This window comes from Streptomyces sp. SID12488 (assembly GCF_010548275.1).
GTDB lineage: Bacteria > Actinomycetota > Actinomycetes > Streptomycetales > Streptomycetaceae > Streptomyces.
Map to the genome: position 1 here is coordinate 266,580 of NZ_JAAGLT010000005.1, position 12,050 is coordinate 278,629.

Annotated in this window: 10 protein-coding genes; 4 read left to right on the top strand and 6 right to left on the bottom strand. The window is 70.5% G+C overall.

The features are described from left to right. Positions 1-48 precede the first annotated feature (48 nt). Entirely contained in the window at positions 49-990 is a 942-nt protein-coding gene (locus G3I56_RS11130; RefSeq protein WP_164408739.1) for an RluA family pseudouridine synthase, read from the top strand. A 19-nt stretch (positions 991-1,009) separates the two neighbouring features. Here G3I56_RS11130 and G3I56_RS11135 read toward each other — a convergent pair whose 3' ends face one another. The 6 genes from G3I56_RS11135 to G3I56_RS11160 form a co-directional block, all read right to left on the bottom strand. Further along, positions 1,010-2,494, bottom strand: a complete 1,485-nt coding sequence (locus tag G3I56_RS11135; protein ID WP_343239917.1) for a cytochrome P450 — start codon at positions 2,492-2,494, stop codon at positions 1,010-1,012. 74 nt (positions 2,495-2,568) lie between these two features. Continuing rightward, positions 2,569-3,189: an ATP/GTP-binding protein gene (locus G3I56_RS11140; RefSeq protein WP_164408740.1), complete on the bottom strand. Its 621-nt coding sequence runs from the start codon at positions 3,187-3,189 to the stop codon at positions 2,569-2,571. After that, complete coding sequence (locus G3I56_RS11145; RefSeq protein ID WP_164408741.1) at positions 3,170-3,610, bottom strand: DUF742 domain-containing protein; 441 nt, start codon at positions 3,608-3,610, stop codon at positions 3,170-3,172. The genes G3I56_RS11140 and G3I56_RS11145 overlap by 20 nt, the downstream gene beginning before the upstream one ends. Then, the gene (locus G3I56_RS11150; protein WP_164320580.1) at positions 3,607-4,014 is read right to left on the bottom strand and encodes a roadblock/LC7 domain-containing protein; all 408 of its coding nucleotides are present in this window, start codon (positions 4,012-4,014) and stop codon (positions 3,607-3,609) included. Before G3I56_RS11150 ends, G3I56_RS11145 begins: the two co-directional genes overlap by 4 nt. Further along, the gene (locus G3I56_RS11155) at positions 4,011-5,747 is read right to left on the bottom strand and encodes a sensor histidine kinase (RefSeq protein WP_164408742.1); all 1,737 of its coding nucleotides are present in this window, start codon (positions 5,745-5,747) and stop codon (positions 4,011-4,013) included. The genes G3I56_RS11150 and G3I56_RS11155 overlap by 4 nt, the downstream gene beginning before the upstream one ends. Positions 5,748-6,075: 328 nt before the next feature. Continuing rightward, positions 6,076-6,711, bottom strand: coding sequence for a TetR/AcrR family transcriptional regulator (locus G3I56_RS11160; RefSeq protein ID WP_164408743.1), 636 nt, complete (start codon positions 6,709-6,711; stop codon positions 6,076-6,078). A 217-nt stretch (positions 6,712-6,928) separates the two neighbouring features. Here G3I56_RS11160 and G3I56_RS11165 point away from each other — a divergent pair, with 217 nt between their 5' ends. Genes G3I56_RS11165 through G3I56_RS11175 form a run of 3 tightly spaced genes read left to right on the top strand, consistent with a single transcriptional unit; the run spans position 6,929 to position 11,894 of the window. Continuing rightward, entirely contained in the window at positions 6,929-7,753 is an 825-nt protein-coding gene (locus G3I56_RS11165) for an urea amidolyase associated protein UAAP1 (protein WP_164408744.1), read from the top strand. Further along, complete coding sequence (locus G3I56_RS11170; RefSeq protein ID WP_164408745.1) at positions 7,750-8,382, top strand: urea amidolyase associated protein UAAP2; 633 nt, start codon at positions 7,750-7,752, stop codon at positions 8,380-8,382. The genes G3I56_RS11165 and G3I56_RS11170 overlap by 4 nt, the downstream gene beginning before the upstream one ends. Next, complete coding sequence (locus tag G3I56_RS11175) at positions 8,379-11,894, top strand: 5-oxoprolinase/urea amidolyase family protein (protein WP_164408746.1); 3,516 nt, start codon at positions 8,379-8,381, stop codon at positions 11,892-11,894. Before G3I56_RS11170 ends, G3I56_RS11175 begins: the two co-directional genes overlap by 4 nt. Positions 11,895-12,050: the final 156 nt, after the last annotated feature.

Genomic DNA, 12,050 nt, shown 5'->3' on the forward strand with positions numbered 1-12,050 from the left:
GTGTGAGAGCGGGCCCGGCACACCACACACCTCATATGCTTGATCGTGATGAGACGCCGTACCCCGCTCCCGCCCTCCCCCCTGCCGCAGCGCGACGGGGTGGATCCGGTGCGGGTGCGGTTGCCGGCCGGGGACGCGTGGGCGACCGTGCGGGACCATCTCGTCGCACGGCTCGCGGCAGGGGCCGGGGTGATCGACGGAATGCTCGACGCGGGGCAGATCGTGGACGTCACCGGGCATCCGGTGCCGCGCGACATGACGTACGTGCCGGGGATGTTCGTGTGGTTCCACCGGGAGCTGCGCGACGAGGAGCCGGTGCCGTTCGCGGTCGACGTCCTGTACCGGGACGAGCACGTGGTGGTGGCCGACAAGCCACACTTCCTGGCCACCACTCCGCGCGGCAGCCATGTCGCCGAGACGGCCCTGGCGCGGCTGCGGCGGGAGCTGGGCATCCCGACTCTGGGCGCGGCACACCGGCTGGACCGGCTGACGGCCGGGCTGGTGCTGTTCACCGTGCGACCCGAGGAGCGAGGCGCGTACCAGTCGCTGTTCCGGGACAAGTTGGTGGCGAAGGAGTACGAAGCCGTGGCGCCGTACGATCCCACGCTGGCCCTGCCCCGCACCGTGCACAGCCGGATCGTCAAAGAGCGCGGGGTCATGCAGGCCCGTGAGGTCGAGGGCGAGCCCAATGCCGTCAGCCGGATCGAGTTGCTGGAGCACGGATACGAGCGTGCCCGGTACCGGCTGACGCCGCGTACCGGGCAGACGCACCAACTGAGGGTGCACATGAGCGCGTTGGGAGTGCCGATTCTCGGCGATCCCCTCTATCCGGAAGTCCGCGGCCCCGTGGCGGCCGGTGACTTCCGCAGTCCGCTCCAACTGCTGGCGCGGGTCCTGGAGTTCACCGATCCGGTCACGGGGCGCGAGCACCGTTTCGTCAGCTCGCGTGTGCTGCGGGCCTGGTCGTCGTACGCCGACTGGGCCGGATAGCACCGGCGCCCCGGTCGGTTCAGTCGCCGCGCCACCAGCGCAGGAGACGCCGGAACACCCCCGGCCGGCGGGCCGTTTCGGGCGCCGGTGCCGGCGCGGGCTCGCCGGCCGGGATCGCGGGTTCCGGAGCCGCGGGCTGTGGCTGTGGCTGTTCCGTGCTGACCTGCCAGTTGTGCGGACGCTGCGACGGCATCGGCCTGACGACGGGTCGCTCCATGACCTCCTGCGGGGGCTTCGGCGCGAACTTCACCGGCAGTTCCACCAGGTGCCGGGTGGAGACGGACGACCGCCAGCGCAGCTCGTGCTCCCCGCAGGCGAGTTGGATGTCCGGAACACGGGTCAGCAACGCGTCGACGCCGACGTCGGCGATGGCGCGGCCGATGTCCTGGCCCGGGCACTCGTGGGGGCCGCCGCTGAACGCGAGGTGGGAGCGGTTGCCCTGCATGTTGGCCTCAAGATCGGGGCGGACACGCGGGTCGACGTTGCCCGGTGCCATACCGAGGAGGAGGCCGTCGCCCTTGCGGATGCGCTGGCCGCCCAGCTCGGTGTCCTGCTTGGCGATGTAGGCGAAGACAGTGCTGAACGGAGGCTCGTCCCACAGGGACTGTTCGACCGCCTCGGGCACGGTCATCTGGCCGCCGTTGAGCTGAGCACGGAACCCCGGGTTGGTGAGCACCTCACGCAGTACGTTGGCGAGGAGGTTGGCGGTGCTCTCGTACGCGACGATCAGGACGACGCGCAGGTGCTGGCCGATCTCCTCGTCGTCGAGCCCCGCCGGGTGGTTGATGAGGTGGCTGGTGAAGTCGTCCCTGGGCTCGGCCCGGCGGCGGGCGGTGAGGCGCATCAGGGCGTCCATGACGTACTGGTTGCTCGCGATCGCGGTCTCGGTGCCTTTGAGCATGTCGCGGGCGGCCTGCACGATCCGGTCGCCGTACTCCTCGGGCATGCCGAGGATCTCGCACATCACCGCCATCGGCAGGTGCTCGGCGAACTGGCTGACCAGGTCGGCGCTGCCCTCCTCACAGAACTGGTTGACGAGGTGCTGGGTCGAGCGGTTGATGTAGCGGCGGATGCCCCGGTGGTCGATGGTCGACATGGCGCCGGTGACCGCGCCGCGCAGCCGCAGGTGCTCTTCGCCCTCGGTGTGGCAGCAGATGGGCTGCCGGGCGAAGTGCGGCATGAGCGGGTGGTCGGGCTTGACCGTGCCGTCCTGCATGGGTGTCCACAACCGGCTGTCCTTGCAGTAGTGCGAGGGGGTCCGCACCATGTGCATGTTCTCGCCGTGGCCGAGCACCACCCAGATGGGCACGTCCTCGTGGAGCAGCGCGGGGGCCACCGCGCCGTGCTCGGCCCGCAGTTTCTCGTACACGGCTCCCAGGTCCTCGGCCTCGGGGCCGTACAGCCGGCGCAGTCCACCGGGACCGGTGCCGTGGGCGGGGCAGCCGGGGGGCGGGCTGAGGGCGGTGTCGTCCGTGTCGGTCAGGGAGTGGGGTTCAGGCGTCACAGTGATCGCTCCGAAACTGAGGTGGATCCGGTGTCAGAAGAGTTGATGGTGTGCCGGGTGGTGAACTGCCGCCCTCAGACAGGCGCCTTCGTCATCTCCAGCGAGTGCAGAAAGCGCATCAGCGTCATGAGCGTGTCGCGGCTGGAGGCCCGGCGGCGTGCGTCGCATTCCACGATGGGGATCTCCGGCGCCAGGTCGAGGGCCGAGCGCAGGTCCTCGACCGGGTAACGGGGCGCGTCCGGGAAGGAGTTGACCGCGATGACGAAGGGCACACCTCGCTCCTCCAGGCGCCCTATGACGTCGAAGCTCACTTCCAGGCGCCGGGTGTCGATCAGGACGACCGCGCCGAGGGCGCCTTCGAACAGGCCGTTCCACAGGAACCAGAAGCGTTCCTGGCCCGGGGTGCCGAACAGGTACAGCACCAGTTGGTCGGTGATGCTGATGCGGCCGAAGTCCATGGCCACGGTGGTGGCGGTCTTCGAATCGGAGCCGTAGTTGTCGTCGACGCCGATGCCTGCCTGCGTCATGGTCTCTTCGGTGGTCAACGGCCTGATCTCGCTGACCGAGCCGACCATGGTCGTCTTGCCGACGCCGAACCCGCCCACGATGACGATCTTCACCGCGGCCTGGGTGGTCTGCGGCAGGCGGTCCTCGGTCCGTGGACCTGTGATGGAGTCAGAGCTTTTGAAGTCCATGCATCACCGCTTCGAGGAGGGAACGGTCGGCGAGCGACTGGCTGATGAGCGGGTCGCGCGCCTGGACCAGTTCAGCCGTCAGCAGCTCGGTGAGCAGGACGGTCACCACGCTGAACGGCAGGTTGAGGTAGGCCGAGAGCTCGGCCACGGACAGGGGTGCCTTGCACAGGCGGAGCAGCGCCGACTGCTCCGGTGGGGCGGAGGGCGGGGGCTCGGCGCACGCCACGATTAACGTGACAAGGTCGAGGGAGGCTCGCTCGCCGCCCTCGGTCGCGCCGGTGAGCACATAGAGCCGTTCCGGGTTCTTGCGCTTCCCGGTCTTGCTCTCCGTGCCCTCCGTGGCCGCCGCGCTCTCGTAGTGGGGCTCCGTCGGAGGTTCCTGCTTGGTGGGGTAGCGCCGCCGGCGCTGCGGAGGAGTCATACGGTCTGCCCGTTCCGCCGGGGCGGACTGGTGAGGTGAGCTCCGATCCGGACCACGAGGTCGCGCATGTGGTTGCTCATGTTGCCGGGTTCGGCGATCACGTTGGCGAGGACCGCGAGGTAGGCGTTGGGGCCGGCGGCCATCAGGTAGAAGTAGCCGCCCTTGACCTCGATGATGACCATGCGCATGGTGCCGTCGCTGTCCGGGATCTCGTGCGCGACGGCGCCCGCGAGGCTCTGCAGGCCCGCGCAGGCGGCTGCGACACGGTCGGCGGCGTCGGGGTCGCCCCCGTAGCGGGCGATGCGCAGGCCGTCGGCGGAGAGCACCACGATCTGCTGGATACCGGGAACGCCGTCGGCGAGCTCCTTGAGCATCCAGTCGAAGTTGGCTCGCTGCGAGATCACTTGAGGTCCCCCTCGTCGTCGGCCTCGGCATGGGCCGGCTGCTGGTTGGTGCTGGCTGCGGTCGGGTCTTCCCGGTGGCCGCCGAAGGCCGCCCGGTCGTCCGGGTGGCCGTCGAGGGCCCTGGAGCCGGCGGCAGGGAACCCTGTGAAGTCGACCGCGTCGTCGGGGTGACCCGAGAACGTCGTCGGGTCGTCGGGGTTCCTGGTGAAGGCCGTCGGGTCCGGGTCGCCCTTGAGGCCTTCCATGAACGCCTCGACCCACAGGCCCGGCAGCGGTTCTTCTTCCTTCTTCTGCGGCTCGGGCTCCCACAGTTTGCGGAGCTCCGGGTCGGCGTCCATCTCGGCCTCGGCGGCCCTGGACCGGGCGTACCGCTCGCTGAGCGGGGTCTTGACCCGGCTGCGGCGCTGCGGCAGACCGTTCTCGGTCCACTCGGTGACCTCCGGGACGTCGTCCTCCATGGAGACGGAGGCCGGGATTCGCGGGCCGGTCGTGGGGCGGCGCTTCTTGGGCGGGCGCTTGGGACCTTCCAGCGCACCGAGTTCGATCTTGGGCGCGGCGGTGGCACCGATGCCGTGGGCGAGCCCGGGGGCGGGGTCGCTGGTGAGCATCTCGGTGGGCACGACCAGTACCGCTCGGACACCGCCGTACGCGGACTGCCGGAGGGAGATCTGCATCCTGTACGTCTCGCAGAGGCGGCCCACGACCGCCATGCCGAGGCGCGGGGACTCGCCGAGGTCGTTGAGGTCGAAGCCTGCCTGGGCGCGGGCGATCATGTCCTCGGCACGCTTGCGGGCCTCCTCGCTGAGGCTGACGCCGGCGTCCTCGATCTCGATGGCGATGCCGGTCTGCACCTCGGTCGCGGTGACGTGGACCTTGGTGTGGGGCGGCGAGTAGCGCGTGGCGTTGTCGAGGAGTTCGGCCGCCGCGTGGATGAGCGGTTCGACGGAGTTGCCGTCGACGTTGACCTTTGCGATGGAGGCGAGCTCGATGCGGCGGTACTCCAGGATCCGGGACATCGCGCCGCGCAGCACGCTGTACAGCGCGACGGGCTGGGGCCACTGGCGTCCGGGCCGGCCGCCGCCGAGCACGGAGATGGAGTCGGCGAGGCGGCCGATCAGCGCGGTGCCGTGATCGATACGCAGGAGGTCGTCGAAGACCTCGGGGTTGCGGCCGTGGTCCTCCTCCATCTCCCGGAGTTCGTTGGCCTGCTGGTGGACGATCGCCTGAACGCGCCGGGCGATGCTGACGAACGCGCGCTGCGCGCCGTCCCGCATGGCATCCTCGCGGTCGATGATCTCCAGGACGTGGGTCAGCAGCTTGCGCTGCGCTACCGGGAGTTCACGGTACGGAGAGTCCGGCAGACCGAATTGGCGAATCACCTCTGTGGGTGAACCGGCGCCGCGCAGCCGACGGAGCGCGTACGGCAGGACTTCCTTGCCCAGCCGGTCGAAGTCCTCGTCGTGGGCGGCGATGCGCCGCTCCAGATACGCGGTGTGACGGGCGTGCTCGGCCCGCAGGGTACGGACGGTACGGCCGCGGCGTACCACTTCGGCGGCGACCGTGACGACCAGGACCGTGGCGATGACTCCGCACCAGCCGACGGCGGCGCGGGCCGGCCCCGTCACCAGGGCGACGGCGGCTCCGGTCGCCCCGGCCATCGCTATGGCGGGTAGCAACAGCACGCGCGCGTAGGGAAGTTCACGGCCACCGGGAGGCGATTGAACACTCACCATGTATGCCCTCTGAGAAAAATCGGCTGGGTTGGGGGAGCTCGCTGTGGGGTACGTCTGGGGATTGTCTGGATCTTCGGTATTTTTTGGGAACAAGCGCACGAATACATACCAACTCGGTGCGCTGCGGGCGAGCTTAGTCCGACGGGATCAACGCCGTGTCATATTCGGCAACCCTCGGAAATGCCCCCCGTAAGTGGAGTAACCTCAGCCCATTTACACGCTGCGGATGCAATCGCACACACTGCGTCACTACATACGGGCGTACGAGAACCACTCACCGTGACGGGTGAACACGGGCCTCCGGAAGCCTCGGAGGCCGCCACGGCCCTCAGATACCGGCGATGCGCAGCGCCGCGTCCGCCGTGGCTTCCGCGAAGACGGAGACCGGGCGCTCGGGGTCGGAGCGGTGCACGAGGATGACCCCCTCGATGAGCCCGAAGAGCAGATCCGTCCGCAGGTCCAGCTCGGTCTTGGCGAGCGCGCCCCCGGCAGCCGTCGCGGCGAGCAACTGCCGGTAGGTGTCCTTGAGTTCGGCCCGCACCGCATGGAAGCCCGCGAAGCGTTCGGCGCGCACCTCGGGGAGCAGGTAGAGGCCGCCGAGGTTGTGCGGGCCGCCACAGAGCAACTCGACGTCGGTGCGGCACAGCTCCCACAACCGGCCCTCGGCCGGGGTCACGTCGTCGGCGAGCAGCCCGCGGGCGTAGGTCAACGAAGGGGTGACGGTGGACTCCAGGAGCTCGGCGAGCAGCTCCTCCTTGCCGGAGACGTAGTGGTACATGGACGCCTGGCGCATCCCCGCCCGCTCGGCGATGGTCCGGGTGGTGGTGGCCGCGTAGCCGCGGGTGGTGAACAAATCGGCGGCCGCGGTGAGCAGTTCGGCCCGTGGGGTGAGCCCGCTGTCCGGCCGCTGCGAGACGCGCGGCCTGCCGACCCGCCGTCCGCCCGGCCCACCCGTCGTTCCCATGTGTTCGATCCTCGCATACCGCCCGGTCCGATGATCTCGGTGAGCAATCGGTAACCAGGTGGCAACACCCGGGCAATTCCAGTGTCTCGCCCTCCGCCTAATTTCTGTCGCGCGACAGAAATTAGGCGGCAGGACAGGCGCAAGCACCACGAGACGCAGTAACCAGACGCAGTACGAGAAGCAGAAGCAGTACGACTTCGGAGCCGGAGGACCCCCGATGGGGACATCGACCACGTACGGAGCCCGCGACCACGCCCGTGCCCAGGAGGGCGCCCGGGCCGAGGCCATGCCCGTCGTCCCGGCCGCCGACTGGCCCGCTCCGCCCTGCGCGGCGGGCCATCTGGTGTGGGCCGAGACGGTGGCGGGCGGCAACTACACGCACCGGGTACTGGCCCGCGGCACCGAGCTGCGCCTGACCGACCTGCGCGGCGACGCCTGCGCCCATCTGCTGCTCTTCGCCGCGGACCGGCCCTGGGAGCGGCTGAACGTCGCCGACACGGTCAAGGTCCAGTGGAACGCCTACCTCGGCGAGGGGCAGTTGCTGCTGTCCGACCAGGGCCGTGTCCTCGCCTCGCTGATCACCGACACCTCCGGGCGCCATGACGCGCTGTGCGGCACCTCGACCCTCGTACGCAACACCGGCCGGTACGGCGACGGCACCCCGCAGTCGCCGTCCCCCGCCGGCCGTGAGCTGTTCAAGCTGGCGGCGGCCAAGAACGGCCTCCAGCCGCGCGATCTGCCGCCGTCGCTCTCCTTCTTCCAGGGCGTGGAGGTACGTGAGGACGGCGCCCTCGACTTCACCGGCTCGGCCGGACCGGGCGGCAGTGTGACGCTGCGCGCCGAGCAGGACGTCACGGTGCTGATCGCGAACGTCCCGCACCCCGCCGACCCGCGCGACGACTACGTCAGCACCCCCCTGGAGGTGCTGGCCTGGCGCGCCGGGGCGACCCTCCCCGGCGATCCGCTGTGGGAGGCCACACCCGAGGGCCGCCGCGCGTTCCTGAACACCGCCGAATTCCTTGCCGCGAGGGGGCTCGCATGAGCACGCCGATCGTCCAGCCGAACGTCCGGAAGGCCGTCGTTCCGGCCCGCGCCGCCTGGTCGTCGGTCGTACGCGCGGGCGGGACGCTGACCATCACCGACCTGCACGGCAACCAGGCCGTCGACTGCCTCGTGTACGACGCCCACGACACCTCCGTGCGCTACAGCGCGCCCGACACGATCCACGCGCAGGGCGGCATCTTCCTCACCACGGGCAGTGTCCTGATGTCGAACGAGCACACGCCCCTGATGACCGTGGTCGCCGACGACGTCGGCCGGCACGACACGGTCGGCGGCGCCTGCTCCAAGGAGTCGAACACCCTGCGGTACGGCCACCACACCTGGTCGCAGCACGCGTGCGTGGACAACTTCCTCGCCGAGGGCGCCCGACACGGCCTGGGCAAAAGGGACCTGGTCTCCAACATCAACTGGTACATGAACGTGCCCGTGGAGAAGGACGGCACGCTCGGCATAGTCGACGGTCTCTCGGCGCCGGGACTCTCACTCACGCTCCGCGCCGAGCGCGATGTCCTGGTCCTCGTCTCCAACTGCCCCCAGATCAACAACCCCTGCAACGGCTTCGACCCGACCGAGGTAGAGATGACCATCACCGAGGCGGGGCCGGAATGACCTTCGACACGCTGCTGGTCGCCAACCGGGGCGAGATCGCCGTGCGCATCATCCGTACGGCACGGGAGCTGGGCCTGCGCACGGTCGCGGTCTACTCCGACCCCGACCGCTCCGCCCCGCACGTCCGGCTCGCCGACGAGGCGGTACGGCTCGGTCCGGCGCCCGCGAAGGAGTCGTATCTCGACGCCGGCCTGGTGCTGGCGGCGGCCAAGGAGACGGGCGCCGGGGCGATCCATCCCGGGTACGGATTCCTGTCCGAGGACGCCGACTTCGCGCGGCGCTGCGAGGACGCCGGGATCGTGTTCGTGGGGCCGACGCCGGAGCAGCTGGAACTGTTCGGCGCGAAGCACACGGCCCGGGCCGCGGCCGAGGCAGCAGGAGTGCCCCTCGCACCCGGCACAGGGCTGCTGGCCTCCCTCGACGAGGCGTACGAACGGGCCGCCGTCATCGGCTATCCCGTGATGCTGAAGGCGACCGGCGGGGGCGGCGGCATCGGCATGTCCGCCTGCGCCTCGGCCGCCGAACTCGCCGACGCCTGGGAGCGGGTGCAGCGCGTCGCCGCCGCCTCCTTCTCCTCGGCCGGAGTCTTCCTGGAGCGGCTCGTCGAACGCGCCCGCCATGTCGAGGTGCAGGTCTTCGGCGACGGCGAGGGCCGGGTCGTCACCTTCGGCGACCGCGACTGCTCGCTCCAGCGCCGCAACCAGAAGGTGGTGGAGGAGGCCCCGGCACCCGGGCTTCCCGCCCATGTGCGTGCCCAACTGGCCGACTCCGCACGCACGCTGTGCGCGTCCGTCGGCTACCGCTCCGCCGGAACAGTGGAGTTCGTGTACGACGCCGCCCGCGAGGAGGCGTACTTCCTGGAGGTCAACACCCGGCTCCAGGTGGAACATCCGGTCACGGAGGAGATCTACGGCGTCGACCTCGTCGCCTGGATGCTGCGGCTGGCCCGCGGCGAGCGGAACGTCGTCCAGGACCCGGGCACCCCCCGAGGTCACGCCGTCGAAGCCCGCGTCTACGCCGAGGACCCCTCGCGCGAACACCGGCCCAGCGCGGGTCTGTTGACTCGGGTGGAGTTCCCTGGCGGGGTGCGGGTCGACGGCTGGGTGGAGACGGGCACCGAGGTGACCACGTCGTACGACCCGATGCTCGCGAAGGTGATCGCGTACGGCGCCGACCGGGAGCACGCGCTGCGTCGGCTCGACGAGGCGCTGGCCCGAACCCGGGTCGACGGCATCGAGACGAACCTCGGGCTGGTGCAGGCGGCCCTGGCGAACCGCGACTTCCGTTCCGCGACGCACTCGACGGCGACCCTCACCGGGGTGAGTGATCCGACCCCGCGCATCGAGGTCGTCTCCGGCGGGACCCTCACCACGGTCCAGGACTGGCCGGGCCGCACCGGCTACTGGCAGGTCGGCGTGCCTCCGTGCGGCCCGATGGACGACCGTTCGTTCCGCCTCGGCAACCGTGCCCTGGGCAACGACGAGGGCGCCCCCGGCCTCGAATGCACCCTCCAGGGACCGTCGTTGAGGTTCACGCACCCCACGACGGTGTGCGTGACCGGGGCCCCGGCGCCGGTCACGCTGGACGGCACGCCGGTCGCGCAGTGGGAGCCGGTGACGGTACCCGCGGGTGCCGTCCTGGCGATCGGCGCCCCGACGGAACAGGGCCTGCGGACGTACGTCCTGTTCGCGGGCGGCGGCCTGGACGTGCCGCCGTTCCTCGGCAGCGCGGCCACCTTCACGCTGGGCAGGTTCGGCGGGCACGGAGGCCGGGCACTGCGCACGGGCGACGTCCTGCACGGCGGAACGGCGACAACAACCGGGGCCCCGGTCACACCGGCCGACCGCCCGGAGTTCGCGTCCCCCTGGCACATCGGCGCCGTCGAAGGCCCGCACGCGGCACCGGAGTTCTTCACCGAGGAGGACATCCACGACTTCTACGCGGCCGACTGGAAGGTCCACTTCAACTCGGCCCGCACGGGCGTAAGGCTGGTCGGTCCCAAGCCCCGCTGGGCGCGCACGGACGGTGGCGAGGCGGGCCTGCACCCGTCCAACATCCACGACACGCCGTACTCCGTGGGCGCCGTCGACTACACCGGCGACATGCCGGTCCTGCTGGGCCCGGACGGCCCCTCGCTCGGCGGCTTCGTGTGCCCGGCCACCGTCCTCAGCACGGAACGCTGGAAACTGGGCCAGCTGCGCCCAGGCGACACGGTCCGCTTCGCACCGGTGGACACAACGGGCGTACGGCGGGCGGCGATTGTCGACGGGGGCGTACTGGCCCGGGACGGCGACATCACGTACCGCCGCAGCGGCGACGACAACCTGCTGGTCGAATTCGGGCCCATGCAGCTCGACTTGGCCCTCCGGATGCGCGTCCACGCCCTGATGGAGGCGGTGACGGAGCTGGACCTCGACGGGGTGACGGACCTGACACCGGGCATCCGCTCCCTCCAGATCCAGGCGGACCCGGCCCTGCTCCCCCAACCGGAACTGCTCGCCGCGATAAGGCAGACGGCGACCGCACTGCCTCCCGCGGACCGCCTCACGGTCCCCTCCCGCACGATCCACCTCCCCCTCTCCTGGGACGACCCTGCGACCCGCGAGGCCATCGCCCGCTACATGGCGGGCGTCCGCGACGACGCGCCCTGGTGCCCCTGGAACATCGAGTTCATCCGCCGCGTGAACGGTCTGGACTCGGTCGACGACGTGTACCGCACGGTGTTCGAGGCCGAGTACCTCGTGCTGGGCCTGGGAGACGTCTACCTGGGCGCCCCGGTGGCCACCCCGCTGGACCCCCGCCACCGCCTGGTGACGACGAAGTACAACCCGGCCCGCACCTGGACGGCGGAGAACTCGGTGGGCATCGGCGGCGCCTACCTCTGCGTCTACGGCATGGAGGGCCCCGGCGGCTACCAGTTCGTCGGCCGTACGACCCAGGTGTGGTCGGGCTGGCAGCAGCGCGGCGCGTTCGAACCGGGCTCCCCGTGGCTGCTGCGGTTCTTCGACCGCATCAAGTGGTACGCCGTCGAGCCCGACGAACTCCTCGACCTGCGCGCCGACATCACCTCGGGCCGCTTCGTCCCCCGCATCGAGGAGGGTGTCTTCTCCCTGGCGGAGTACGAGGAGTTCCTGACGGAGAACGCCGAGTCGATCGCGGAGTTCCGCACCCGTCAGGGCGCGGCGTTCTCGACGGAACGGGACGCGTGGGAGGCGGCAGGCGAGTTCACGAGGGCGGAGGCGGCAACGGCACCCCCCACTGTTTCCCCCGAGGTGACGATCCCGGCCGGGGGCCACCTCATCGAGGCCGAATTCGCGGCATCGGTATGGCAGTTGAACGTCTCGCCGGGCGACGAGGTGACAGCGGGCCAGCCGCTCCTGGCCCTGGAGGCGATGAAGATGGAGTCCCGGGTGCACGCCCCGATAACAGGGGTGGTCCACGAAATCCTGACCAGGCCCGGCGCGCAGGTGGAGGCGGGCACGGCGCTGATCGTCCTGACACCGACCGCCTGACATGCGGCTCGCCCCCGCAGCCCCTACCCGTCCCGTCCTGTTCCTGGGGGCTGCGCCCCCAGACCCCCGCTTCGGCCCTGAAGGGGCCTCGTCCTCAAACGCCGGACGGGCTGAATATCCAGCCCCTCCGGCGTTTGAGGAGCGGGGTCTGGGGCG

Bases quoted from the DNA above. Each gene is read 5' to 3' on its own strand.
- G3I56_RS11130 (WP_164408739.1), top strand. From the start codon at position 49: ATGAGACGCCGTACCCCGCTCCCGCCCTCCCCCCTGCCGCAGCGCGAC.
- G3I56_RS11140 (WP_164408740.1), bottom strand. From the start codon at position 3,189: ATGGACTTCAAAAGCTCTGACTCCATCACAGGTCCACGGACCGAGGAC.
- G3I56_RS11145 (WP_164408741.1), bottom strand. From the start codon at position 3,610: ATGACTCCTCCGCAGCGCCGGCGGCGCTACCCCACCAAGCAGGAACCT.
- G3I56_RS11155 (WP_164408742.1), bottom strand. From the start codon at position 5,747: ATGGTGAGTGTTCAATCGCCTCCCGGTGGCCGTGAACTTCCCTACGCG.
- G3I56_RS11160 (WP_164408743.1), bottom strand. From the start codon at position 6,711: ATGGGAACGACGGGTGGGCCGGGCGGACGGCGGGTCGGCAGGCCGCGC.
- G3I56_RS11165 (WP_164408744.1), top strand. From the start codon at position 6,929: ATGGGGACATCGACCACGTACGGAGCCCGCGACCACGCCCGTGCCCAG.
- G3I56_RS11170 (WP_164408745.1), top strand. From the start codon at position 7,750: ATGAGCACGCCGATCGTCCAGCCGAACGTCCGGAAGGCCGTCGTTCCG.
- G3I56_RS11175 (WP_164408746.1), top strand. From the start codon at position 8,379: ATGACCTTCGACACGCTGCTGGTCGCCAACCGGGGCGAGATCGCCGTG.